Raw genomic sequence first — 24,649 nt, 5'->3', positions numbered from 1 at the left:
TGGGGGCCGTCTTGGGGGCGGTCATGCGCGCACCTCGGCAGGAACGTGACGGTCGAACCAGCGGGCGACGGGCGCCAGGGCCGGCTGTTCCAGATTGGCGTTCAGGTGTCGCCACATGCGCGGCAGGAACTGGCGGTATCGCGGTTTGCCGTCGCGCGCGATCAGGCGCGCGAAGATGCCGATGATTCGCGCCTCGTTCAGGGCGGCAAGGCCGGCGTAGTCAGCCATGAAGGCGGCGCGGTCGACCCGGGGCCGCAGGGCGAAATAGCGGTCCAGCGCCTCGGCCTCCAGCGCCGGCGACACGTCTCGACGGGCGTCCTGCAGCAGGGAGTGCAGGTCCCACGACGGGTGGGCGCGCACCGCGTCCTGGAAGTCGATCATGCCGACGCGGGCTGGGCCGTCGCGCTGGGGCAGCCAGATCAGGTTTTCCGCATGATAATCGCGGTGGGCCATGACCGAGGCCCCGGCCGCGCCGGAGGCGACAATGGGAGCCCAGGAAGCGCGCCAGTCGGCGATGGCGGCGGCGTCGAAGCTGACCCGATCGTCGAGCTTCGGCAACCATTCGACGAACAGATCGGCCCCGCCCTGAAGCGCCGTCTCGTCATAGGTCAGCAGGGGCCAATCGCCGCCGGGACCGTGCAGGGTTTCGGGCGGAGCGCCGGCCTCGTGCAGAACGGCCATGGCCTCGATGGCGGCCAGATAAAGCGGCGTCTCGTCGGCGCCGTCTTCGATCACGCGGGCGAACAGGTCGTCGCCGAAATCCTCCAGCACGGCCAGGCCGTTGGCGGCGTCCAGCGACGGGATTTCGGGGGCGGACAGGCCCAAGGACTTCAGATGGGCGGCGACGGCGGCGAAGGCCTCGATCCGGCCAGCGGACAGGCGGGCGACGGCGTTCCAGCCGGCGGCGTGACGCTGCTCGGGCGTCCAGCGCGGATCGCACGGCTGGCTTTCGGCGGCGGGCGCCTGATCCATCAGCATCAAGGTCGGACCGGTCGTCGGCGTCAGCCGCTCATACCGCCGCGTCGAGGCGTCGCCGGGCAGGGGCGCGCGCACGGCGTCGGCCAGGCCGGCGGCCTTCAGGAAGTCGAGACGGAGGGTTTCGCGGTCAGACATGCAGTTCCTTCAGCCCCGTTTCCCATCGGCCTACGCCGGAAACGGTCGCAAGGCGGCCGTCGCCCTGTTCGGAGATTTCGATAACCAGCTGATCCGGCCCCAGGAACCGGCCGGGATCGTCACCAAGACGCTCGGGCCATTCGATGACGGCGCACCCCTCGTCCAGAGCCTCGTCCAGGCCGATCTCGAACGCCTCTTCCGGTCGGGTCAGGCGATAGAGGTCGAAATGGGCGACCGGCGGGTCGCTTTCGTAGAACTGGACCAGGGTGAAGGTCGGGCTGGGCACGTCCTCGTCCGGCGTGGTCAGGGCGCGGATCAGACCGCGCGCCAGGGTCGACTTGCCCATGCCCAGCGGACCGTAGAGCAGCAGACTGTCGCCCGCCGCCAGCAGGGGGGCGATGGCCTGGCCCAGGGCGGTGGTGGCCTCGGCGTCAGGTAGGGCGATCTTCATGGAAACACCGCGTCAGGATCGGCGGCCAGGGTGCGTTCGGTGAAGGTCTTCAGCGCTTCGGTGGCCTTGGCGGCGTCCAGGTCCAGCCGGTCGGCGGGAATGGGCAGGCCGACATCGACGCCGAACGGCTTGCCTTCCTTATTCAGCAACTCATGGAACAGGGTCACGTCGCGCAGCTCCTGCGACACCTTGTCGAACAGGTGAAACAGCCGGCTGTAGGGGCCGGTGACATGCATGGGCACGACCGGCGCATCGTATTTGCGCGCCATCGAGGCGGCGGTCGGGGCCCATTCGGGATCGGTCAGGACGCCGTTCTTCTCGCGCGCCAGACGACCGGCGGGGAACATGACGACGCAGCGTTCGGCCTCGAACGCGTCCCTGGCGGCGTTCAGGGTCGCGCGGGTCTTTTCGCGGGTGCGTTTGTCGTGGACCCACTCGACGGGGATGATGGTCTCGTCCAATCGCGGCGAGACGCGGATGGCGTCGGCGTTGGCGAAGAAGATCATGTCTGTGCGCCGCTGTTTGATCGCGTCGAACACGGCGACCCCGTCGGCGATGCCGGTGGGGTGGTTGCAGACGACGACGCAGCGGCCGGTCGCCGGCAGGCGCTCCAGATTCGTCGTCGTCACCTTCAGCCTCAGCAGGTCCGAGACGTAGTCGAAGGTCTCGGTTCCCGACAGGTCGCGGATGGCGTCGGCCATTCGCACCGCCGCCCCATAGCCCAGCACGCCGTAAAGCGCCGGCCGTACGACCGGCCACAGCGGCGAGGCGGTCAGGCGCGGCGCGCGTTCGGCGATCAGCACATCGACGATGTGGGGCTGACGGCGGGCAGGAAGGGTGGCGGCGGTCATGAAAGATCGCTTGTCGCCGGTTCGGTCGGAGGGGGCAAGATGCGCGGCGTCGTGGACGCTTGGCGATCGGACGGGCGGCCCCTATCACTGGAGAAAAGCTGTGGGGAATGAAGACATGACGCGTTCACGCTGGATGGCGGCGGTCGCCTTTGGAAGCCTGATCCTGGCCGCCGCGCCCAGCCTGGCGCAGCAGGCCTCGTCCGCGCCGGCCGCCGCCCCCGCCGTCCAGGCGCCCGCATCGCGCGGCCTGTCGCTGAAAGATCTGGCGATTATGGAGCGGGTCAGCGAGCCGCGCGTCTCGCCGGACGGCCGCCAAATTCTCTACGCCGTGCGCACCACCGACTGGGACGGCAACAAGGGCGTCAACGGGCTGTGGCTGGCGGACGTGTCGGGTGGCGAGCCGCGCAAGTTGGCGATCTCGGAAGGCGGGGCCTCGGGCGCGCGCTGGGCGCCGGAAGGCGGGGCGATCTACTTCCTGTCGTCGCGGGGCGGATCGAATCAGGTCTGGCGCACGGATGCGGCCGGGATGGCGGCGGCCCAAGTGACGACCCTGCCTTTCGACGTGTCGGGCTTCCGCATCGCGCCGGACGGCAAGTCGCTGGTCCTGGCCGTCTCGGTATTCGTCGATTGCGACACCCTGGCCTGCACCAAGACACGGCTGGATGCGCGGGCCAAGTCGACGCTCCAGACCTATAACCGTCTGCCGCTGCGCGATTTCGATCACTGGGTCGATACGCGCCGCACCCATCTGTTCGTCCAGCCGCTGAACGGGTCGGGTTTGAGTGGCGGCGAACCGCGCGATCTGATGGCGGGCCTGGATGCCGATGTCTCGGCCGGCGATTCCAGCTTCGACATTTCGCCGGACGGCCGCACCTTGGTTTACGGCACGCAGACGCAAGGCGCGGGCGAGGCCTTCACCAGCAATAGCGACATCTTCCGCGTGGCGCTCGACGGCGGGACGCCGGTCAATCTGACGGAAGGCAACAAGGGATCGGACGGCAATCCGGTCTTCTCTCCGAACGGTCGCCAGCTGGCCTGGCTGTCGGCGCCGCGCGAAAACGTCGGCGGGGATCAGGCGGCGGTCTGGGTGGCTGACGCCGACGGCTCCGGCGCGAGGAAACTGACCGACTGGGATCGCGGCGCGGGCGGCCTGCAATGGCGCACCGACGGGCGGTCGCTGCTGGTCTCGGCGGCGGACGAAGGCCAGAACCGGCTGTTCTCGGTCGACGCCCGCACCGGCCGGATCACGGCCCTGACCGGCAACGGCACGGTCGGCGCCTATGAGGAGAAGGCCGGTGTTCTGGCCTACGCCCACGAAAGCTTCGTCGCCCCGACCCAGATCTTCGTGCAGACGCGCGGCGAACCCCGCCAGATCAGCCGGCAGAACGCCGAGGTGCTGGCGCAGCTGGACCTGCCGAAAGGCGAGGCCTTCGCCTTCGCCGGCTGGAACAATGAGCCGGTGCAGGGCTGGGTGTTCAAGCCGGCGGGCGCGGTCGAGGGACGGCGCTATCCGGCGGTCTATCTGATCCACGGCGGGCCGAAATCGCCCTGGACCGAGAACTGGTCCTACCGTTGGAACCCGCAGGTCTATACGGCGGCGGGCTATGCGGTGGTGATGATCAATTTCCACGGCTCGCCCGGTTACGGCCAGGCCTTCACCGACGCCATCAACGATCACTGGGGCGACCGGCCGCTGGAGGATCTGCAGAAGGGCTGGGCGGCGGCGCTATCGAACAATCCGTGGATCGACGGCGACCGGGCCTGTGCGCTGGGCGCCTCCTACGGCGGCTATATGGTCAATATGATCGCCGGCAAGTGGAACGGGCCTTGGCGCTGCCTGGTCAACCACGCCGGGGTGTTCGACGTGCCGCAGCTGATGAACGCCATGGATATCGGCAACTTCATCTGGGAGTTCGGCGGTCCGAGCTGGGAGCGCAAGGCCGTCTATGACGCCTTCAACCCTGAGACCTATGCCGGTGACTGGAACAAGCCGATGCTGGTGCTGCATGGCTCCAAGGACTTCCGCGTACCGATGGAGCAGGGACTGGCGACCTTCTCGGCGCTTCAGCGTCAGGGCGTGCCCAGCCGCTTCGTCCATGTGCCGGACGAGAACCACTGGGTGCTGAAACCCCGCACCTGGGTCGATTGGCAGCAGGAAATCCTGGATTGGGTGGGTCGCTATACGGCGCCGGCGGGCTGAGCGACCCATTGACGCGCCTTGGCAGGGTGCTACGCCTCGCGGCCAGAAAGCTTCGCGAGGAAGATCTTGATGCGTCACCGTTCCCTTCTGTCCGCCGCCTGCGCGGCTGTTGCGCTGATGAGCGCCGCGCCTGCCCTGGCCCAGGTGCCGCCCGCGCCGGTTCCAGCCGCGCCCGCGACGCCGGACGCCTTCACCTATCAGGACATGATCTCGGCCAACCGGCTGGGCGATCCGCAGGTGTCGCCGGACGGCCGCTATGTCGTCTATTCGGTCACGACCACCGATGTTCAGGCCAACAGCCGCGCCGGCAGCCTGTGGATCCTGGACCTGAACGCGCCGGACACGGCCCCGCGCCGCCTGGCCATCTCGGATCAGGGCGCCAACACCGCGCGCTGGGGCGGGGACGGCAATCTGTACTTCCTGTCGGGCAAGTCGGGCGCGAGCCAGGTCTGGCGCGTGGCCTCGCCGACGTCGGCGCCGGTTCAGGTGACGAACCTGCCCACCGACGTGAACGCCTATCGGATCAGCCCGTCGGGCGACAAGGTGGCGGTGTCGCTGGCCGTTTATCCGAACGCGGCCGACCTGAACGCCTCGGTCCAACAGGGCAAGGCCATCGCCGAGCAGAAGACGACAGGCCAGGTCTATGACCGCATGTTCGTGCGTCACTGGGACACCTGGAACGACCACACCCAGAACCACCTGTTCGTCCAGTCGATCGGCCGCGACGGCAAGGCCACGGGCACGCCGACCTGGATCACCAAGGGCTTTGACGGCGACACGCCCTCCAAGCCCTTCGGCGACGAGAGCGAGTTCGTCTTCACGCCGGCGGGCGATGCCGTGGTCTTCTCCGCGCGTCTCGCCGGTCAGACCGAGCCGTGGAGCACCAACTTCGACCTGTGGAAGACCAACGGCCTGTCGGGCGACGGCACCTTCACCAACCTGACCGACGGCAATGACGCCTGGGACACCGGCCCCGTCTTCTCGCCGGACGGACGGACACTGGCCTATCGCGCCATGGCGCGGCCGGGCTTCGAGGCCGATCGCTATCAGATCGTGCTGATGGACGTCGAAACGGGCCAGAAGCGCGAGATCGCCTCGAACTGGGATCGCTCGGCCGACACGCTGCAATGGTCGCGCGACGGCCAGACGCTGTACACGACGGCAGGCGATGTCGGTTCGACCAAGCTGTTTTCGGTGGATACGCGCAACGGCGTGGTCACGCCGATCACGGGCGCGGGCCACGTCTCGGCCTTCCAACAGACGCCCTCGGGCTTCGTCTTCGCCCAGGACAGCCTGCGCGAGCCGGGCGACCTGTATTTCAAGACCTATCTGGGTCGCGAAATGCCGCGTCGTCTGACGCAGTCCAACCCCGCCTTCGCCGCCAAACAGTTCGGGGAGTATGAGCAATTCAGCTTCGCCGGCTGGAACAACGAGACGGTCCACGGCTATGTCATCAAGCCGGCTGCCTATGTCGAGGGCCGCAAATATCCGGTCGCCTTCCTGATCCACGGCGGGCCGCAGGGTTCGTTCGGGGATGGCTGGTCCTATCGCTGGAACCCCGAGACCTATGCGGGCGCGGGCTATGCGGTGGTGATGATCGATTTCCACGGCTCGACCGGCTACGGCCAGGCCTTCACCGACGCGATCAGCCAACACTGGGGCGACCGCCCGCTGGAAGACCTGCAGAAGGGCTGGGCGGCGGCTCAGGCGAAATACAGCTTCCTGGACGGCGACAACGCCTGTGCGCTGGGCGCCTCCTACGGCGGCTATATGATCAACTGGATCGCCGGCAACTGGTCGAACGAATTCAAGTGCCTGGTCAACCACGACGGCGTCTTCGACACCTTCGGCATGGGCTATTCGACCGAGGAGCTGTGGTTCACCGAGTGGGAATACGGCGGCACGCCGTGGGACAAGCCGGAGGGCTATCAGAAGTTCAACCCGGCCAACCATGTCGATAACTGGAAGACGCCGATGCTGGTGGTTCAGGGCGACCGCGACTTCCGCATCCCGACCGCCCAGGGCCTGGCGACCTTCACCGCCCTGCAACGTCGCGGCATCGACAGCCGCCTGATCGTCTTCCCCAACGAGAACCACTGGGTGCTGAAGCCGGCCAACAGCCTGCAATGGCACAATGAAGTGTTCGGCTGGCTGAACAAATATCTGACGCCGACGCAGTAAGAGGCGTCCGCCCAGACGACAAAAAGGGGCGCGGTCCGACGACCGCGCCCCTTCTTCATGCGCGTTTGGTCGGGATCAGAGCGCGGCGCGCTGGATCGGCGCGCCGGCCAGGCGGTCATATTGATGCGCCGTCATGCAGCGCGGCGCGGCCCAGCGCTGGCCCGACTGATAGGCGGCGACCGCTTGCTGGGCGGTGACGAAGCTCGGCGTCGCGCCATGGTCGCGTTGATAGGCCGTGCGTGAGGCCACGTCGGTTCCGCAAACCTTGACGGTTTGCAGCACGGCCGCGCGCTCGGCGGGGCGCAGACTTTGCGCCAGCGCCGGCGTCGTTGCGGCCGCCAAAGCTGCAGCGATCAGGGCGGGGGTCAGGAAACGGGTCATCGGCAGTCCTCCACGGCCTGAATTAAGATCAGGACTCTGACGAATTATGCGCCGATCCTGGAGTTTGTAAAGGTTATGCGACAACTTCGCGTCAAATCGACGACAAGCTGACCCCGCGGCGCCAAACCGGGGCTGGTGCGTTTCCTTTGGCTGACGGAGACGAGCGATTGTCGAACCCACGGAATTGGCGCACTTTTCGGGCCGACCTGAACCAGCGGGCGTGGGCTCCGGCCGGGGTGCGTTTGCGCACCTGGCGCGACTGGGTGCGCGACAATGATCCCGTCTATGCGGCGGCTCGACGACCGGGGATGGCGGAAAAATGGGCGGCGGGCGTGGTGGTGGTCGTCGTGGCGGCCATCGTTCTTTTCCTGGCCCTGTTCGATTGGAACATGCTGCGCGGACCTATCGGCCGCTGGGCCTCGGTCAAATACGATCGCGAAATCGCCCTGACCGGCGATCTGGACGTCAATCTGTTCAGCTGGACGCCGTCCGCCGTGGTGCGGGGGCTTAAGATCGGCGGTCCCGACTGGGCGCGCGATCGCGACACGGCCGACGTCGATGAGGTCCAGGCCTCGGTGCGCCTTCGAAAGCTGCTGGCCGGTCAGGTCGAGATGCCCCTGCTGAGCTTCACCCGGCCCCGGGTCGTGCTGATCTCCACCAAGGACGGCCGCAAGAGCTGGCAGTTGAATCCCAACAAACCTGACAATGGCGAAGGGCTGAACCTGCCGGTCATCCAGCAACTGGTCATCAAGGACGGGCAGCTGACCTTTGAGGAACAGCGGCGCGGACTGACGCTGGAGGCGGCGGTCAATGCGCGCGAGGCGTCCAGCGGCCAGGCCGGATTTGTGCTGGACGGTCGCGGCGATGTCCGCGGCGCGCCCATGACCGTCAGGATCGAGGGCGGTCCCTTCATCAACATCCGGCGCGAACGTCCCTATCGGTTCGAGGCCGATGTGACCGGCGCGGACTCGTCCCTGGTCGCCAAGGGGGCGATCACTCGACCTTTCGATTTGGGGCGGTTCGATGCGACCATGACGATCCAGGGACGCAACATGTCGGACCTCTATCTGCTGACCGGCGTCGCCCTGCCCAATACGCCGCCCTACCGGCTGTCGGGCGCGCTGAATCGCGATCGGCGGATCTGGACCTTCAGGGATTTCGACGGACGCGTCGGGGCCTCCGATCTGTCGGGCGAGGTGAAGGTCCAGTCGGGCCAGCGGCTGCGCGTCGACGCTGACCTGACCTCACGTCGTCTGGACATCGACGATTTGGCCGCTGTGCTGGGCGCGCGGACCCGGACCAATGCGGCGGGCACCGACACCGAGGCGCCGGTCGTGGTCGGCGGCAAGCTGCTGCCGGACGCCAAGCTGCAGACGGAACGGCTGCAGACCATGGACGGTAGCCTGTCCTATCGGGCCGGATCGGTGAAGGCGAACGCCTTTGATGTGCGTCAGGTGAACCTGGGCGCCGACCTGAAGGACGGCATCCTGAAGCTGGATCCGATCAGCTTCGACTTCAACCGGGGCGCACTGAACGGCACGGCGCGGATCGATGCGACCAAGGACACCCCCTACAGCACGGTCGATCTGCGTTTGGCCGGCTATCCGCTGGAGTCCATCATCCCGGCCCGCAACGGCTCGGCGCCCGTCACCGGCAGGGCGCTGGGCCGGGCGAAGCTGGAGGGGCCGGGCGCCTCGATCCACAATTTCGCCGCCGCGTCGAAAGGCTCGCTCAGCCTTGTGGTGCCGAATGGCAAGATGCGGGCGGCCTTCGCCGAACTGCTGGGCATCAACGCCAGCGCCGGGCTACTGAAGCTGTTGAGCGGAGACAGGTCCGAAAGCCAGATACGCTGCGCCGTCGCCGACTTCAACGTCAGCGGCGGCACGGCGACCGCCCGCACCTTCGTCATCGACACCGATGTGGTCCTGGCTCAGGGTAAAGGCAGCATCAACCTGGGCGCCGAGACGATGAACCTGCGGATCGAGGGCGAATCCAAGAAGCCGCGACTGTTGCGCCTGTGGGCGCCGATCACCGTCTCCGGCCCCCTGACCGCGCCCAAGGTCGGGGTCGATGTCGGTTCGGTCGTGTCGCAGGGCGGTCTGGCGGGCCTGCTGGGCGCGGTAGTGGCGCCGGTGACGGCCCTGTTCGCCTTCGTCGATCCTGGGCTGGCCGACGACGCCGACTGCGGCCGGCTGATCGCCAATGCCCGCTGATCGTAGATGACGACCGATCCGGCGATCCGAGCGTATTGTGGGTGATGGAGCCTTCTGCATGACACGCCGTGGACTGTTCGCGCCTGCCCTTGGGCTTCTCGCCGCCGCCTGCTCGCCGCTGAGCCTGCTGAACACCCTGGGACCGAGGGACGGCGGCGTGCGACGCGTCGCGCGCGACGTCCCCTATGGCGACGATCCGCGCCAGCAGATGGATCTCTATGCGCCGACCGCGCCTGGCCCCTATCCGACGCTGGTCTTCTTCTATGGCGGCGGCTGGGATTCGGGCTCGCGCAGCCAGTATGGCTGGGCGGCGCAAGCCTTGGCGGCGCGCGGGTTTGTGGTCGCCCTGCCGGACTACCGCGTCGTGCCCCAGGTCGTCTTCCCGGCCTTCATAGAGGACGCCGCCGCCGCCACGGCCAAGGCGGCCGAGGTGGTCGGTCAATATGGCGGCGATCCCGCGCGGCTTAGCGTGCTGGGCCATTCGGCGGGCGCGCATCTGGCGATGATGATCGCCCTGGACCGACGCTATATGGCCGCCGTCGGCCGGCCCGATCTGATCAAGGCGGCCGCAGGTCTCGCGGGCCCTTACGACTTCCTGCCGTTCGACGTGGCGGCGTCGCAGAACGCCTTCGGTCGTGCGCCCGACCCGACCCTGACCCAGCCCGTGACCTTCGTGCGTCGTGACGCCCCGCCGATCTGGCTGGGCCACGGCACGGCTGACACGGTGGTCCACGACGAGGACACGGTCATTCTGGACGAACGGATGCGCGCGGTGGGCGGGCGCTCGGAAGCCAAGCTCTATCCGGGCCTGGACCACGCCGACCTGATCGCGACCTTCTCGCCCCTGTTCCGCAAAAAGGCGACGGTGCTGGCTGACGTGACGGAGTTCTTCCACCGGCAGCTGGGCTGAACCGACGAAGAATGGTGCGGGCGGCCGGGGTCGAACCGGCACTCCTTTCGGAACTGGATTTTGAGTCCAGCGCGTCTACCAATTCCACCACGCCCGCAGCGGAAGGACCGCCTCATGCCACAGAGGCGAAGGCCGCGTCCAGCCCGAAGCGTTAGGCCGCGACCTCCACATGGCTGTCCATGCCGCCGGACTGGATGCGGCGGGCGCGGATGTACATTTCGACGCGCTGCATGACGATCAGGCCCATGGCGAAGACCAGGAAGGCGTCGGTGACCGCCAAGGCGTTCAGATGCCAGGCGGCGGCGTGGCTTTCGATCAGGTCGCGCAGCAGCGACCGGCCGGCGAACAACACGACCAGGAGGATCAGCCCCAGCGGCGAGGCCTGGGCCATCAGGGAACCGTCCGGCTCCTTTTCGATGGTGACGGTCTTGCCGCGATACCAACCGGCGACGCCGCCCAGGAGGCCGCCTATGGCCAGAACCGCCCAGGCGTCAGGGCCGAACGGCGCATGGGCCATGTTCGGGTTCTGCGCCGATCCCCAGATGCCCAGCCCGATCAACGGCAGGACGATGGCCGGCATGACCCACAGCAGTTGCGGCTTCAGCACGCGCTTCCTGCGGTTCTTCAGCAGCACGACCACCAGCATGATCGGGATCATGAGCAGCGGGATCAGTTTTTCAGGCGGCACGTCGTCTCTCCCCAAAGACAGGATGCGGCCTCCCCCGAGGCCGCTGTCAGCACCCTAGCGGCGTCAGTCCGCGCTGGATAGCGGCGCGACGGTCTGTTCGATGGCGCCGAAGATCGAATGATGACGTGCGTCCAGCATTTCGATCCGCACCGTGTCGCCGTGTTTCAGGAAGGGCGTCTCGGCCGCGCCGCGCAGGATCGTCTCGACCGTGCGGACCTCGGCGATGCAGGAGTAGCCCAGGCCGCCTTCCGAGACCGGCTTGCCGGGGCCGCCGTCGGCGTCCTTGTTCGACACCGTGCCCGAACCGATGATGGTCCCGGCGCCCAGCGAGCGGGTCTTGGCCAGGTGGGCGATCAGGGTTCCGAAGTCGAAGGTCATGTCGACGCCGGCGTCGGCCTTGCCGAAGTCTTGGCCATTCAGCTGAACGTTCAGGGCGCCGTGCAGCTTGCCGTCCTTCCATCGGTCGCCCAGCGCCTTGGGCGTGACCAGAACGGGCGACAGGGCGCTGGCGGGCTTGGACTGGACGAAGCCGAAGCCCTTGGCCAGTTCGGCTGGGATCAGGTTGCGCAGGCTCACGTCGTTGACCAGGCCGACCAGGCGAATGGCGTCGAGCGCCTGTTCGCGCGTCGCGCCCTGCGGCACGTCGCCTACGACCACCACGATCTCGGCCTCCAGGTCGCAGCCCCAGGCCTCGTCGGCCAGCGGGATCGGATCGCGCGGCGACAGGAAGCTGTCGGAGCCGCCCTGGTACATCAGCGGGTCGGTCCAGAAGCTCTCGGGCATTTCGGCGCCGCGCGCCTTCCGCACCAGTTCGACGTGGTTCACATAGGCCGAGCCGTCCGCCCACTGATAGGCGCGGGGCAGGGGGGAGGCGGCGTCGCGCTCATGGAAGCGCCCGCGCGGCACGGCCTCATGCTCCAGGCTTTCGGCCAAGGCCTCCAGGCGAGGACCGCAGCGGTCCCAGTCGTCCAGCGCCGCCTGCAGCGTCGGGGCGATCAGGAAGGCGTCGGTGAACCAGTTCAGGTCCTGAGAGACGACAACGAGGCGGCCGTCGCGGCCGTGCTTGAGCGAGGCGAGTTTCATGACCAAGGCCTAGACCGGATTTGCGATGTTGGGAACGGCGGAATCAGTCGGCGGCCGTCAGCAGGGCGCGGGCCTCGGCGCCGGTGCGCGCGGCGCGGTCGCGGACCTCGACCTCGACGATGACGCCGCCCTCGGGCTCGACGGCCCACAGGTAGCGACGCTCGACCTCGACGGTGCGGCCGGACGGGGCGAAGCCTTCATAACTGTCGCCCCACGGGGTGATCTTCCTGACCTCGACGAAGGGCATGGCGCAGGCGGCGTCCAGCTCCTCGTTGGCCATCACGGTCAGTTCGTCATCGGATGCGGGCATGGGTCTCGGTCTTGGAAAAAGAGAGTCTAATTCGTCTAATTGGTCTGAACGGGCGCTCAGGGTTCGTCGGCGTAGATGGCGACGCGGACGGGGTCGGTCGAGGAGACCGCGCCGCGATACATTCCCGATGTGGACATGGCGAAGGCCGGGCGGCCATCCAGGCCCATGACGATGACGCCGCCCTTGCCGCCCAGACGATCGGCGTCGGCGATCTCCGCCTGACCGGCGGCTTGCGTCGTCGCGCCTTCCGCAATCCGGGCGCAGATGTCGCGGGCGACGGTGGCGCGGATGAAATATTCGCCGTCGCCGGTGGCGGACACCGCGCAGCCGTCGGCGTTGGAGGCATAGGTGCCGGCGCCGATGATCGGCACGTCCCCGACCCGCCCCCAGCGTTTTGCGGTCATGCCGCCGGTCGAGGTGGCGGCGGCGAGACGACCCTGGTTGTCCAGCGCCACGGCGCCGACCGTGCCGAACTTCTTCTCGTTCAGGGGCGGGGCGATTTCGGCCTGAGCGCCCGGTAGAGGCGCGCCGACGGGGCGTTCGGGGATCGGCTGTCCGGCCTCGGTCAGGGCCTTGACCAGCCCCTGCCAGCGCCGCTCGGTGAAGAAGAAGGCCGGAGCGACCTGCTCCAGCCCGACCGAGGCGGCGAAGGCGTCGGCGCCGGGGCCGATCAGCATGACGTGGGGCGACCGCTCCATAACCGCGCGGGCGGCGGCGACGGGGTGACGGGTGGTGGTCAGGCCGGCGACGGACCCGGCGGTAAGGTCCGATCCGTTCATGACGGCGGCGTCCAGCTCGTTACGGCCGGCCTCAGTGAAGACCGCCCCGCGCCCGGCGTTGAACAGAGGATCGTCCTCCATGACCTGAACGGCGGCCTGGACCGCATCCAACGCGGTGCCGCCGCTGTTCAGCACGGCCGAACCGGCGTCCAGCGCGCCTTGCAGCGCCGCGCGATAGGCCGCGTCCTGCTCGGGCGTCAGGCTGGACCGCTCGATCACGCCGGCCCCGCCGTGGATCGCCAGCGACCATTGCGGCGCGGCGTCCTCGGCGTGCGCCGAGGAAAAACACAGTGCAAAGAGTGCAACTAGTCCCGAACAGGCGATACGCATCATGAACCTCCTCCAAGCCGAAAAACGAGTGCAATCGGTGCACTTTCCCCAATGACGCCGGTCGGTCGCAGTGTAACGCCGCCTTCGGGCATGTCAGGTCAATGGGTCTAATAAGCTCGGAAGGTCTAAATGTTAGATAGCTGATGGCTAGCAAGACGCGTCTACGGCCTGAGATGTAGCCGCGAGTCAGGAGAAGGCCGACATCAGAATGATCACAGCAAAAAAACCGCTGAGTTCGAAGTCGTTGTCCTAAACTTGTTTTCGCCACCCAAACCATTCTGTAGCCGAACGGACACGGGGATTATTAAGCGCGTCTAGTCAGTGACGGCAATAAGCATAGGCGTGTAGCCGCTCAAAGACATGCCCCAATTGATGTCCGTTGGAACAACTAAAATGTTTTCAAATTGCACAGTTTGAATGCCAGCGAGCGACTCGACATCGGGCATCTCCAGGATTTTCACCTCGCCGCCATCCGAAACAAACAGCTTATCTTGTGTGACAGCAACCCAGCCACGCGGGGTCGCCGCGAGACCAAATAGGGGCCATGTGCTGTGTGAGAATGCTTCGATCGATCCAGGAAGAGCATCCAGTTCTCGGCTGAAGACTAAGGTTGCTTCATCGCCGCATACACGCATGACGCGGCCGTGTGACAGCATGTGGGATAGACCAATCGAGGCCAGTAGACATCCGGCATGATCAATGTCTGGCGCCAAACCTGTGACCGGATCACATTCAGACGCAAGTGGACCGTGACAGGGATCATCATCGACCTTGCGGATTTCAACCAACCTTGAGGAGCCTGGAGCAATCCGCCAAAGTCCGCCGCCCCATTCGCCTTGATTGAAACCAATATATATCGACCCGTCAGGCGTAGAGGCCAAAGTCATGACGCCGAAGTGGCGCCCGAAGCCTTCGAACGGCTGGCGGCGCCACTCACCGCCATCGCTGCGGTAGAGGGCGTCTTTCGTAATGACGATCCAGTCCAAGCCTTCACGCAGAAAACCGAGAGCGTCGGCCTGGAGCGGCGGTGTTAAGGATCGGCCTGTTTCTGGTTCTTGGACAGAAAAACGTCTTGGAGTTCCGCCATCTGACTGAAGAACAAGGGTTCGCCCAGCGTCGCGCAGCAAATCCGCAGCGCCTTCTTCGACAATAATGCGCCGGTTGGCGTCGGCCCGATCGAAAACGACCACCGCTCCGGCTTCGTTTCTAAGCCAGAGTTGATCCGCCGTGGCGACACCCTCGACAAGCCGAGCGCCGAGCACGGGATCGTTCGGAGCCGATGAGCCAATTTGAGCTATTGCTGGGCTGGCGCTGAAACAGATCGCAAGCAGAACGGCAAAGGTGCACATTGTGCGACCTTAGCGCGAGAATAGAGCGGCGTCCTGACCCAATTTCAGTCTCGTTCGCTTGGTGTCAGTCAAGCGACACCATGTGCAGATTCAACTTCCCAAAATCGGGCATCTGGCAAAAGCCAATCGGCCGCCCTCACCCCCTATGGTGCAGCCGCTTCCACACCTGATAGCCGATGATGGGGGCGAAGCCGCAGAGGAGGGCGGCGATCAGGACCATCCAGAAGCCGCCGCCCAGCCAGACTTCGCCGGCCAGGGCCCCGGCGCCGGCCGCCAGGACCGGGCCGAGCCAGGGCAGCCAGGTCGGCGGCCGCATCGTCATTCAGGCGTGGACCTTGATGACGCCGCGACGGATCTGGTCCAGTTCGATGGAGTCGAACAGGGCCTGGAAGTTACCGTTACCGAAGCCTTCGTTGCCCTTGCGCTGAATGATCTCGAAGAAGATCGGGCCGAAGGTGTCCTGGGTGAAGATTTGCAGCAGCAGGCCTTCCTCGTCCGAACCGTCGATCAGGATGCGGTTCTTGCGCATCCGCTCCACGTCCTCGCCATGGTTGGGCAGGCGTTTGTCGATCAGCTCGAAATAGGTCTCGATCGTGTCCTGGAAGGCGACGCCGCGTTCCTTCATCGCCTCGACCGTCTCGAAGATGTTCTCGGTCGTCAGGGCGATGTGCTGGATGCCCTCGCCGTTGTAGCGACGGATGAACTCCTCGATCTGAGAGTTCTCGTCCTGGCTTTCGTTCAGCGGGATGCGGATGGCGCGGTCGGGCGCGATCATGGCCTGGGAGAACAGGCCCGTCGCCTTGCCCTTGATGTCGAAATACTTCTGCTCTTCGAAGTTGAAGATCGAGTTGTAGAAGCCCGACCATGTGCGCATCTGGCCGCGACGAACGTTGTGGGTCAGGTGGTCCAGGATCTCCAGGCCCATCGAGTTCTTGCGCTCGGCCTCTTCCCAGCCCTCGATCTCGTCCCACGCGTCATAGAGCGAGCCGGAGTCGCCGTACTGATCGATGACATACAGCAGCGATCCGCCGATGCCTTGCAGGATGTAGGGATAGTCGTCGCCCAAAGCCCCGCCGGCGGCGTCCGTCGCGGCGACGGCGCCGCGAGCCAGCGCGCCCTCATAGGCGGCCTTGGCGTCGGTGGTGCGGAAAGCCATGCCGTTGGCGGACGGGCCGTGATCCCTGGCGAAGTCGGCGGCCTGGCCCTTGGGCGAGCGTTGCACCAGGAAGCTGATATCGCCCTGCTTCAGGCGCACCACGTCCGTCTTGGGGTTCACGTGCGTCTGGGTGAAGCCCATCAGCTCCAGGCGCGAAATCATCGCCTCGGGCTCGGGGCCGGTGAATTCGACGAACTCGAACCCGTCGACGCCGAGGGGGTTTTCGAGGTCGATCTGTTCCGCCGTGGCCTGATCTTGGGCCTGGGTCATGTCGTTCATGGCGCGTCTCCCGCGTGATCTTGAGGGCGGTCTGGCCGCCGATTGGCGCGGAACCTAGTCACAGAAGACGACGGAGCCAAGACGAAGCCACGGGGTCGTGATGACGGGCGGCCCCCAGCGCGTTCCGCTCAGCGCAGGACAGGCTCGGGATCGACCAGCCGGACGTCGTGCATCTGATCCAGATAGGCCTCGTAGTAGCCCTTGTGCGAGGCGCCGACGATGGTCAGCATTCGCGTGCCTGGATAGCGGCCCAAAACATCGCGCATATTGGCGACCATGCGCAGGTTTCGCGTCTCCCAATAGCCGAGGTAGCGCCGGCCGAAGGCCTGAGGCGACGGCTCGACCAGGGTGGCGCCGAAGTCGGATTGATAGGTCAGGGTCGGATTCGTCGGCGCATTGTAGACGCGATACATGCGTAGCACGCCGTCCGGCTGATCGAGGGCGGCGCCAAGTTCCGCGTCCTGCGTTCGACGGGTCTGGCTGGCGAGATTGTTCCACGCGCCCATGATGGCGTCGGCATAGGCCTTGTTCTCGACGGGATCAGTCGGGTCGGGCGTGTCGGCGGAGTGGTCGTCGACGCTCCACAGCCGTTCCAGTCCCAGGCGTGCGGCGAGCGGCGCGGAGATGAGATAGGTCTCATTGGCCCTGTACTTGATGCGGTTCAGAACGGCGACCAGGGCGTCGTTCAGGCCGTCCCTCGCGGTGCGGTCCTCGGGCGCCAAGCGAAGCCACTGGACCAGGGCCGATCCCCGCTCGCCGGCCGCCAAGAAGACCGCCGCCAGATGGCGCCGCTGGGCCGCCGTGGGCTGGGCGGGCCATTCGGCCAGCAGCCGCTCGGCCTCGGCGTTGGCGGCCGGGACGTCCAGGCCGGTCGCCAGGGCGGCGGGGGCGGGATCCCAGCAATAGGTCTTGACCGTCTCGGCATAGCGCGACGGATAGCGACGCAGGCTGTCGCATTGCAGGCCCGACAGGTCCTCGGTCGCGATGGCAGTGGGCTTCCACGCCGCCAGCCGATCCAGCAGCGGCGACAGGCTTTCGGCGTTGAAGCCCTCGCCCAGGTTCGACAGGTGCGGCGTGCCCAGGACCAGCACCTCGTTCAGCGCCCCGGCTGGCGGTCCCTTCAGCTGATCGGGATGGAAGGACTGGCGATAGTCCTGGGCGGCTGCGGGCAGGGCGGCGACCAGCAACGCACCGACAGCGACGAACAGGATGCGGGAGGAACGAAGAGGCAAAGCCATGACAAGCCATGAAAGAAGATTGGAAATGATCGACCGCCGGTCGACCATTTCACCTTTCACTGGATACCGGCTAGGCGCCCGTTAAATCTTGGACATCTAGGGCAGCGCATGCGCCGTCAGGTGCGTCGCGCCCTGAGGTCCGGCATCGCATCCACGGCCCAGAGATCGGGGGCTTTAAGCGGGGCCTTGCAGACCGCCTCGACCGTCTTGCCGTCCGCCAGGGTGTAGCGGATGGGCAGGTTTTCGGCGCAACGGGCCTGGACGGCCTGGAAGACGCCCTGACCGTTCGACATCGGGTCCAGATCTTCGATCGCGACGACGACGGGATCGCCGGACAGGGCGCCGCATCGGTCGCCGGAGTCCAGCTTGATCCGGCCGTTGTCTGTAGAGAAGCCGCCCTCGCCGCCGCAGTTCTGATCGACCATGTGGAACAGAGCGGCCTGGCGAAGGTCACGCGGACTGGGCCGATTGACCAGGGTGACGCCCAGCGCGGAGAGGCGGGTCTGTATGCCGGTCCAGCGTTCCGGACCCGGACCGTCCAGCAGGACGGCGACAGCAGTGTCTGGCGTCAGGCGACTGCGGAAGTCCGCCACGCCGTAGCCGTCCCCCGCGCGACCGGACTGAAGCATGGTCTTCCAGATGTCGAAGATGTCCTTGCGGCCGTCGGAGGCGCGGCGGCTCTCCAGGTCCGCGATCCACTGCACGACGACGCCGCAGTGGTAGATGGCGTTTCCGGTGCGCAGGCGCTGTTCCGCGTCAGGGCGGTCGCCCAGGGCGGCGCGACAACCGTTAAGCCGTCGCGCCAGCGAGGTCTTTAACTGGGCCTCGTCGATCGTTGCCGTGGACAGGGCGGCGACCAATGCGCCGTATTCGGCCCCGCCCTCATGCAGCCAAGGCGCGCTGACGCCGTCCTTGGTCGTCACCGCATGGCTGTTCCACATGTGCAACGTCTCGTGCCAGACGAAGGTGGACAGCTGTTCGGTCACATCGGGCGGGGGCGCGGACCAGTCCGAGCCATGAAAGCGCAGGGAGATGACGCCATTGTCGGTCACATCGCCCCGATATGTCGTCGGGCCTGGGCTGTCGGTGGTGACGATCAGGGTCGGCGTATAGGGCAGGTCGCGGCCGAGACGAGCGCTATAGAATCCCTGGGCCGCCAGAAAGCCCTCGATCATCGCGGTGCGCAGGGATGCGGGAACGGTGTCCCCGACGACGACCACGCCACCGTCATCCTGCGTCACGGCCGAGGTCGGTCCGACATAGACGTAGCTCTTGATCGCGTCGGATTGAGGCGTGGCGGTTTCACCTGGGGCCGCCTTGACGGTCAGTTCGGCGTCCATGTCCTTCAGCGCCAGCGCGGGTCCATAAAGGCTCTGGCCCGACCCCACCCGCACCAGGCCGATATAGACGCGGTCCACCTCGGCCGCGTTAGGCGCGATCAGAATTTCGAAGGCGTCGAACGGCTGGTCGGACTTCACGACGCCATCCGAAAGGGACAGGCCGGGGGTCTTCACCGTCCAGAGGGTGCGAATAATGTCCTGGTCCACAAAGGCGACCTCGGTGGTCGGCTGGGCCAGCTTCCAGGTCACCAGAACGCCGCCCGGCGCGGTGCGCGCCTCGATCGTCGCGGCCTGTTGAGCCGAGGCAGGGGCGGCGGCTGCGAAAGCGAGGCCAAGTGCGGCGACGAGGCCGATCAGTTTCGAGGTCAAATCTTCGGGCTCCCACCACCAAGCGTGAGCATACGGACTAAAACAACTGAGGCGATTTGACGACTAATAACTGAAGGTTGCATCAGCCCGGCAGCCAGCGGGTCGCCCATTCGGCGCCCATCAGAAGGCCGGTCCCGAGCGCGCCCAGGAGGGTCAGCCAGACGGTGGTGACGGCGCAGCCGGCGAGGACGAACAGGCCGTCGCGCTGGATCAGGCCAACCGACAGCAGGGCCAGGGCGATCGACGGGATGGTGTTGGTCAGAGGCATGACGATGGTGACGGTCGCCAGAATCATGAAGACGGCGGCCAGCTTCTCGCCCGGTCCATCGGCGAAGCGACGCAGGCGGGGGCGAGACAGCCGGTCGATCCAGCCCAGTTTGGTTTCGGCGAAATCGGCCATGGCCTTCAGCCAGGATCCCTTGCTCCGCAGGTTCAGAAGCCAGCGCGGCAGCCAAGGCTCCTCGCGCCCGACCAGCATCTGGCCAGCCAGCAGGATGACGATCAGCCCGACCACCTGCGGCACGCCATAAAGGCCCGGCACGAGGCACGGGATGGAGAGCAGCAGGATCAACAGCCCATAGGCGCGCTCGTCCAGCCGGTCGCGGATTTCGTGCAGGGTCAGGCCGGCGTCGCCGCCGTCGTCGGCCAGCCGCCGCAGCAGACGGGTGACGTTATGGCTGACGTCGTCCTGCTGGACCGTGGACGGGGAAGAGGCGGGGGTCGTCATTCAGGCGCTCTAGCAGGTGGACGTGACGGCCGAGGATGACGCAACGCCGCAGGGGTGCTAACGCGCCGTGCCGCCTTAAGGATCGCCATGCTGCGCAAACTCTATGACCGCGTCTTCGACCTGGCGCGCAGCCGCCATGCGACCAAGGCCCTGGCGGTCGTCTCCTTCGCCGAGAGTTCGTTCTTTCCGATCCCGCCCGACGTGATGCTGGCGCCCATGATCCTGGCGCGGCCGCAGAAGGCGTATTTCTACGCCGCCGTCTGCACCGTGGCGTCGGTTCTGGGCGGGATTCTCGGTTATGCGATCGGCTATTTCCTGACCGACCTGGGCCTGGCGATCATGCGGGTGCTGGGCCATTCGGACGGGCTGGAGCAGTTCCGCGCCTGGTTCGATCAGTGGGGCCTGTGGGTCATTCTGATCAAGGGGCTGACGCCCATTCCCTACAAGCTGGTGACCATCGCCTCGGGCCTGGCGGCGTTCAGCTTTCCGGTCTTCATCGCGGCGTCGGTCGTGACGCGGGGCGGACGGTTCTTCTTGGAGGCGTGGATCCTGAAGCGCTGGGGGCCGGCCATGCTGGCGCAGGTCGAAAAGCGGCTGGCGATGTGGAGCGTGATCGGCCTGGTCGCGCTGGTCGCCTTGATCGTCGTCCTGAAGCTTCTGTAAGTCGACGCGGCCGCAGGGGCGGGGTAAGACCGTTTCAAGATGATCGATGTCTATCGCCTTCTGACCCGTTGGTGGACCGCCTTCGCCCTGGCCGCGTCGCTGGCCATGCTGGGCGCGGCCCATGCGTTCGAACGGTTCGGCGGCCTTGCGCCCTGCAACCTGTGTCTGAAGCAGCGCGAGGTCTATTGGGGGGCGGTCGTCGTCGCGGTGCTGGCCACGGGCTGGACCCTGTTCAGCGGCGGACGCCGGGGCACGCCGCGCATCGCCGCCTTCCTGCTGGCGGCCGTGTTCGCCACAGGCGCCATCACGGCCATCTTCCACATGGGCGGCGAATACAAATGGTGGGCGCTGCCTGCGACCTGTTCGTCGGTCGGCGGCTCGGTCGATATGGACAGCCTGACGGCCTTGGCCATGGGCACGGGGCCGGTGACCAAGGTGATCGGCTGCGGCGATGTAGCCTGGAGCTGGCTGGGTCTGTCGATGGCAGGATGGAACGCGATCATCGCCTCGGCGCTTGCGGTGTTCAGCCTGTTGGCGGCGAAACGTCCCAAGGACGCCCGCGCGCCCCGGATCGAAAAGGCCTGATGCGATGAGCCATTCCATTCCCCTCCCTCGTCCTGGCCAAGGCGCCGACAAGGCGCGGATGGACGAAATCCTGCGCGTCGATCACGCCGGGGAATATGCGGCCGTCCTGATCTATCGCGCCCAGAAGGCGGTGTTCGAAGGGCGCAAGGGGCGTGACGGCATCACCCACGACCTGTCGGAGATGCAGGACCAGGAGGCGGTGCATCTGGCGCGCTTCGAGCGGCTGCTGAACGAGCGGCGGGTGCGACCCACGGTCATGACGCCCCTGTGGCGCATCGCCGCCTCGGCCCTGGGCGCCGGCACGGCCCTGATGGGTGAAAAGGCCGCGCACGCCTGCACCGAGGCGGTCGAGAGCGTGATCGAAAAACACTATGCCGACCAGATCGCCGAGATCGGCGACCGCGACCCGGCCCTTGCCGCCGAGCTGAAACAGTTCCGCGACGAGGAACTGGCCCACCACGACCACGCCATCAAACACGGCAGCCGCGAAGCGCCGGCGTATCGTCTGCTGTCTGGCGTGATCAAGGTCGGCTGCAAGGCGGCGATCAAGATCAGCGAGCGGATCTAAATCATCTCCTCCCTGCGGAGCGGGGAGGGGGACCGCGAAGCGGTGGAGGGGCTATTGAAGTCCCATAGACGTTTGCGATGCGGCGAAGAGCCCCTCCGTCTCTCCGCTTCGCTACGAGCCACCTCCCCATGAAATGGGGAGGAGACAATTGGTTTCTCTCAATAGATTTCGAACAACCCGGCCGCGCCCATGCCGCCGCCGATGCACATGGTGACAACGCCGTATTTGGCGCCGCGACGCTTGCCTTCGATCAGGACGTGGCCGGTCATGCGGGCGCCGGACATGCCGTAGGGGTGGCCGATCGAGATGGCGCCGCCCGAGACGTTCAGGCGGTCGTCGGGAATGCCCAGCGTGTCTTGGCAATACAGAACCTGGGCGGCGAAGGCCTCGTTCAGCTCCCAGATCCCGATGTCGTCGATGGTCAGGCCGTGGCGCTTCAGCAGTTTGGGCACGGCATAGACAGGGCCGATGCCCATTTCGTCCGGCTCGCAGCCGGCGACCGCCATGCCGCGATAGGCGCCGAGCGGTTGCAGATTGCGCTTCACCGCCTCGCCGGCCTCCATGACGACGCAGGCCGAGGCGCCGTCAGACAGTTGCGAGGCGTTTCCGGCGGTGATGAACTCGCCCGTCTCGATCTCCTCGCCGCCGCCGAAGACGGGTTTCAGCGCCTTCAGGCCTTCCAGCGTCGTGTCGGGACGGTTGCCCTCGTCCTTGGACAGGGTGACCTCTTTCGATGAGGTCTGGCCGGTGGCCTTGTCCATGACCAGCATGGTGGTGGTCATGGGCACGATCTCGGCGTCGAAGCGACCGGCGTCCTGGGCGGCGGCGGTGCGATGCTGGGATTTCAGCGCATAGTCGTCCTGGCGGTCGCGGCTGACGCCGTAGCGGCGCGACACCACCTCGGCCGTCTCCAGCATCGACATATAGATGTGGGGCGACAGCTTCAGCAGCGCCTCGTCCTTCATCCGGTACAGGTTCATATTCTGGTTCTGGACCAGGGAGATGCTTTCGAGCCCGCCGCCGACCGCCATCTTCTGCTGATCGAAGACGACCTGTTTCGCCGCCGTGGCGATGCCCATCAGGCCCGACGCGCACTGACGATCCAGGCTCATGCCCGGAACGGAAGAGGGCAGGCCGGCGGCGAGCGCGATCTGGCGCGCGACGTTGGTGCCGGTCGAACCCTGCTGCAGGGCCGCGCCCATGATCACGTCCTCGATCTCGGCCGGATCGACCCCGGCGCGCTGGACCGCGTGCTTGACCGCATGGGCGCCGAGCTGCTGCGCCTGGGTGTCGTTGAAGGCGCCGCGATAGGCGCGCCCGATGGGGGTGCGGGCGGTGGAGACGATGACGGCTTCGCGCATGGGCTTTCCTCCTGGGGCTATCGCCCTTCGGGCTACTTGAGCCCATTCTTGTTTGGCCTACGCGCGTTCGCGCTGCTTGAGGCCGGTTTCCTCTGACGCGAAGTTAGGCGCCTCACGTCGCGTCAACGCAAGGCGCCTTGTTGTTCAACCGCCGTGGGCTTTCTGGGCTTTCGTCAGTTCGATCATGCCCTGGGCGGCGCCCATGTCCGGCACGATCTCGCCGCTGCGGTCCGAGATGGCGTCGAAGCGGGCGGCGACCTGTTCGGGCGCATCGTCGCCAGTGACGAAGTCGCCTTGCGTCAGGGTGACATAGGCCCGTTCGAAGCCGCCGGCGCCGGCGGCCAGGATGGCGCGGCTCGGCGCCTCCTGGCTGACCAGGTAAAGCAGGCCGGGCGTGACCAGGGCCGGGGCCAGCGCCTCCAGCGGCAGGGCGGCGCCCAGATCCTCGGTCATGCGGGTGTGTGCGGTGGGCGCCAGGCAGTTGACGCGGATGTCGTTCTTGGCTCCCTCGATCGACAGGGTCTGCATCAGGCCGACCAGGGCCATCTTAGCCGCGCCATAGTTCGACTGGCCGAAGTTGCCATACAGGCCCGACGACGAGGTCGTCATCACGATCCGGCCGTAGTTCTGCCCGCGCATGATCTCCCACACCGCCTTTGTGCAGTTGACCGCCCCCATCAGGTGGACGTCGACGACGAAGCGGAAGTCCTCGATCTCCATCTTGGCGAAGGTCTTGTCACGCAGGACGCCGGCGTTGTTCACCAGGATGTCGATCCGGCCCCATTTTGCCATGGCCTGATCGACCATGGCCTGGACTGCGGCAAAGTCCGTCACCGAGGCCGCATTGGCGATGGCCTCGCCGCCGGCCGCCTCGATTTCGGCGACGACCGATTCCGCCGCCGTCGCCGAACCGCCGGAACCGTCGCGGGCGCCGCCCAGGTCATTGACCACCACCTTGGCCCCGCGCGCCGCGAGAGCGAGCGCGTGTTCGCGCCCCAAGCCGCCGCCGGCCCCCGTTACGATCGCCACCTGTCCGTCAAACCGCATCGCCATATTCGTTTCCTTTCGCAGGCGCCCAATGTGTTGAAACGGCGCCACAGTCGACACAATCGTAGCTCAAGCGCGGAACCGTGCGCCAGCCACGCCGTTCGGTCGGGTGAATGCTGTGCTATTGCGCAGCTTCGCGCATTCACACAGTGAGGAAGCTATGAAGCTCAAACTTCTCGCCTCCGTTGCCGCCGCCGGACTGTTCGCAGCCGGCGCCGCATCGGCGGAACCCAATGGTTGGTACGGCGCCATCGACGCCGGCTACCACATGATCGACGATATCAACGCTGAATCGTCCACGACCGGCGCCAACTGGAACTGGGAAGTGAACGACGGCTGGGCGGCGTTCGCTCGCCTCGGCTACCGCTTCAACCCGAACTGGCGCGTTGAACTGGAAGGCGGCTACCGCTCGGGCGACATCGGCACCGTGCGCGCCGTCTCGGGCACGCAAGGCCTGTGCAATCTGACCCCGGCGAC

General features: G+C 66.5%; 24 protein-coding genes and 1 tRNA gene. 8 read left to right on the top strand and 17 right to left on the bottom strand.

Going from position 1 to position 24,649, the window contains the following annotated elements:
- Positions 1–21: 21 nt before the first annotated feature.
- The 3 genes from amgK to BLR19_RS10340 are packed head-to-tail and all read right to left on the bottom strand — an operon-like array spanning position 22 to position 2,415.
- On the bottom strand, positions 22–1,113 hold the full coding sequence (gene amgK / locus BLR19_RS10350) for an N-acetylmuramate/N-acetylglucosamine kinase AmgK (protein ID WP_091750559.1): 1,092 nt from the start codon (positions 1,111–1,113) through the stop codon (positions 22–24).
- Positions 1,106–1,564: a tRNA (adenosine(37)-N6)-threonylcarbamoyltransferase complex ATPase subunit type 1 TsaE gene (gene tsaE, locus BLR19_RS10345; protein ID WP_066552678.1), complete on the bottom strand. Its 459-nt coding sequence runs from the start codon at positions 1,562–1,564 to the stop codon at positions 1,106–1,108. The genes amgK and tsaE overlap by 8 nt, the downstream gene beginning before the upstream one ends.
- Positions 1,561–2,415 (bottom strand): GNAT family N-acetyltransferase, encoded by an 855-nt coding sequence (locus BLR19_RS10340; RefSeq protein ID WP_091750557.1) that lies wholly within the window; start codon positions 2,413–2,415, stop codon positions 1,561–1,563. The genes tsaE and BLR19_RS10340 overlap by 4 nt, the downstream gene beginning before the upstream one ends.
- A gap of 115 nt (positions 2,416–2,530) precedes the next feature.
- Here BLR19_RS10340 and BLR19_RS10335 point away from each other — a divergent pair, with 115 nt between their 5' ends.
- Both BLR19_RS10335 and BLR19_RS10330 read left to right on the top strand, forming a co-directional pair.
- Entirely contained in the window at positions 2,531–4,615 is a 2,085-nt protein-coding gene (locus tag BLR19_RS10335; RefSeq protein ID WP_091750554.1) for a S9 family peptidase, read from the top strand.
- A 69-nt stretch (positions 4,616–4,684) separates the two neighbouring features.
- A complete protein-coding gene (locus BLR19_RS10330) occupies positions 4,685–6,796 on the top strand; it encodes a S9 family peptidase (protein ID WP_091750551.1) in 2,112 nt (703 codons plus the stop codon).
- A 75-nt stretch (positions 6,797–6,871) separates the two neighbouring features.
- Here BLR19_RS10330 and BLR19_RS10325 read toward each other — a convergent pair whose 3' ends face one another.
- The gene (locus BLR19_RS10325) at positions 6,872–7,177 is read right to left on the bottom strand and encodes a hypothetical protein (protein WP_091750549.1); all 306 of its coding nucleotides are present in this window, start codon (positions 7,175–7,177) and stop codon (positions 6,872–6,874) included.
- Between the two features lie 236 nt (positions 7,178–7,413).
- On the opposite strand from BLR19_RS10325, the gene BLR19_RS10320 reads away from it, so the two are divergent.
- Both BLR19_RS10320 and BLR19_RS10315 read left to right on the top strand, forming a co-directional pair.
- Complete coding sequence (locus tag BLR19_RS10320) at positions 7,414–9,390, top strand: AsmA family protein (protein ID WP_255366591.1); 1,977 nt, start codon at positions 7,414–7,416, stop codon at positions 9,388–9,390.
- A gap of 58 nt (positions 9,391–9,448) precedes the next feature.
- The gene (locus BLR19_RS10315; RefSeq protein WP_091750544.1) at positions 9,449–10,300 is read left to right on the top strand and encodes an alpha/beta hydrolase; all 852 of its coding nucleotides are present in this window, start codon (positions 9,449–9,451) and stop codon (positions 10,298–10,300) included.
- A 12-nt stretch (positions 10,301–10,312) separates the two neighbouring features.
- Here BLR19_RS10315 and BLR19_RS10310 read toward each other — a convergent pair.
- The 11 genes from BLR19_RS10310 to BLR19_RS10260 all read right to left on the bottom strand — a co-directional run bounded on the left by BLR19_RS10310 (position 10,313) and on the right by BLR19_RS10260 (position 19,948).
- A tRNA-Leu gene (locus tag BLR19_RS10310) sits at positions 10,313–10,397 on the bottom strand.
- Between the two features lie 54 nt (positions 10,398–10,451).
- A complete protein-coding gene (locus BLR19_RS10305) occupies positions 10,452–10,988 on the bottom strand; it encodes a CcdC protein domain-containing protein (protein ID WP_091750542.1) in 537 nt (178 codons plus the stop codon).
- A gap of 63 nt (positions 10,989–11,051) precedes the next feature.
- On the bottom strand, positions 11,052–12,071 hold the full coding sequence (locus BLR19_RS10300) for a fumarylacetoacetate hydrolase family protein (RefSeq protein WP_091750540.1): 1,020 nt from the start codon (positions 12,069–12,071) through the stop codon (positions 11,052–11,054).
- Positions 12,072–12,114: 43 nt separating this feature from the next.
- Positions 12,115–12,381, bottom strand: a complete 267-nt coding sequence (locus BLR19_RS10295) for a hypothetical protein (RefSeq protein WP_017506239.1) — start codon at positions 12,379–12,381, stop codon at positions 12,115–12,117.
- Between the two features lie 56 nt (positions 12,382–12,437).
- Complete coding sequence (locus tag BLR19_RS10290; RefSeq protein ID WP_091750537.1) at positions 12,438–13,493, bottom strand: isoaspartyl peptidase/L-asparaginase family protein; 1,056 nt, start codon at positions 13,491–13,493, stop codon at positions 12,438–12,440.
- 311 nt (positions 13,494–13,804) lie between these two features.
- On the bottom strand, positions 13,805–14,839 hold the full coding sequence (locus tag BLR19_RS14685; RefSeq protein WP_143007367.1) for a hypothetical protein: 1,035 nt from the start codon (positions 14,837–14,839) through the stop codon (positions 13,805–13,807).
- A gap of 136 nt (positions 14,840–14,975) precedes the next feature.
- The gene (locus tag BLR19_RS10280) at positions 14,976–15,161 is read right to left on the bottom strand and encodes a hypothetical protein (RefSeq protein ID WP_091750532.1); all 186 of its coding nucleotides are present in this window, start codon (positions 15,159–15,161) and stop codon (positions 14,976–14,978) included.
- Positions 15,162–16,274 (bottom strand): 4-hydroxyphenylpyruvate dioxygenase, encoded by a 1,113-nt coding sequence (hppD, locus tag BLR19_RS10275; protein WP_091750530.1) that lies wholly within the window; start codon positions 16,272–16,274, stop codon positions 15,162–15,164.
- Positions 16,275–16,402: 128 nt separating this feature from the next.
- The gene (locus BLR19_RS10270; RefSeq protein WP_091750949.1) at positions 16,403–17,512 is read right to left on the bottom strand and encodes a DUF5694 domain-containing protein; all 1,110 of its coding nucleotides are present in this window, start codon (positions 17,510–17,512) and stop codon (positions 16,403–16,405) included.
- 116 nt (positions 17,513–17,628) lie between these two features.
- Positions 17,629–19,221, bottom strand: coding sequence for a hypothetical protein (locus BLR19_RS10265; protein ID WP_091750527.1), 1,593 nt, complete (start codon positions 19,219–19,221; stop codon positions 17,629–17,631).
- 82 nt (positions 19,222–19,303) lie between these two features.
- Positions 19,304–19,948 (bottom strand): exopolysaccharide biosynthesis protein, encoded by a 645-nt coding sequence (locus BLR19_RS10260; RefSeq protein ID WP_091750525.1) that lies wholly within the window; start codon positions 19,946–19,948, stop codon positions 19,304–19,306.
- An 87-nt stretch (positions 19,949–20,035) separates the two neighbouring features.
- Here BLR19_RS10260 and BLR19_RS10255 point away from each other — a divergent pair, with 87 nt between their 5' ends.
- From BLR19_RS10255 to BLR19_RS10245, 3 genes are read left to right on the top strand one after another with little or no spacing between them, the layout of a single operon-like run.
- Positions 20,036–20,611: a YqaA family protein gene (locus BLR19_RS10255; protein ID WP_091750523.1), complete on the top strand. Its 576-nt coding sequence runs from the start codon at positions 20,036–20,038 to the stop codon at positions 20,609–20,611.
- Positions 20,612–20,650: 39 nt separating this feature from the next.
- The gene (locus BLR19_RS10250; RefSeq protein WP_039246047.1) at positions 20,651–21,196 is read left to right on the top strand and encodes a disulfide bond formation protein B; all 546 of its coding nucleotides are present in this window, start codon (positions 20,651–20,653) and stop codon (positions 21,194–21,196) included.
- A gap of 4 nt (positions 21,197–21,200) precedes the next feature.
- Positions 21,201–21,764: a demethoxyubiquinone hydroxylase family protein gene (locus tag BLR19_RS10245; protein ID WP_091750520.1), complete on the top strand. Its 564-nt coding sequence runs from the start codon at positions 21,201–21,203 to the stop codon at positions 21,762–21,764.
- A 158-nt stretch (positions 21,765–21,922) separates the two neighbouring features.
- Here BLR19_RS10245 and BLR19_RS10240 read toward each other — a convergent pair whose 3' ends face one another.
- Together BLR19_RS10240 and BLR19_RS10235 are read right to left on the bottom strand one after the other, a co-directional pair.
- Positions 21,923–23,125, bottom strand: a complete 1,203-nt coding sequence (locus BLR19_RS10240; RefSeq protein ID WP_091750517.1) for an acetyl-CoA C-acyltransferase — start codon at positions 23,123–23,125, stop codon at positions 21,923–21,925.
- A gap of 144 nt (positions 23,126–23,269) precedes the next feature.
- Complete coding sequence (locus BLR19_RS10235; RefSeq protein WP_091750514.1) at positions 23,270–24,178, bottom strand: SDR family NAD(P)-dependent oxidoreductase; 909 nt, start codon at positions 24,176–24,178, stop codon at positions 23,270–23,272.
- Between the two features lie 154 nt (positions 24,179–24,332).
- On the opposite strand from BLR19_RS10235, the gene BLR19_RS10230 reads away from it, so the two are divergent.
- The coding region (locus BLR19_RS10230; protein WP_143007366.1) for an outer membrane beta-barrel protein at positions 24,333–24,649 on the top strand (317 nt) is incomplete at its 3' end.

This window comes from Brevundimonas sp. 374 (assembly GCF_900102995.1).
Taxonomy (GTDB): Bacteria; Pseudomonadota; Alphaproteobacteria; order Caulobacterales; family Caulobacteraceae; genus Brevundimonas; species Brevundimonas vesicularis_C.
Note: the sequence above shows the minus strand (reverse complement) of the source record. Positions and strands in the feature narration are given on the sequence as shown.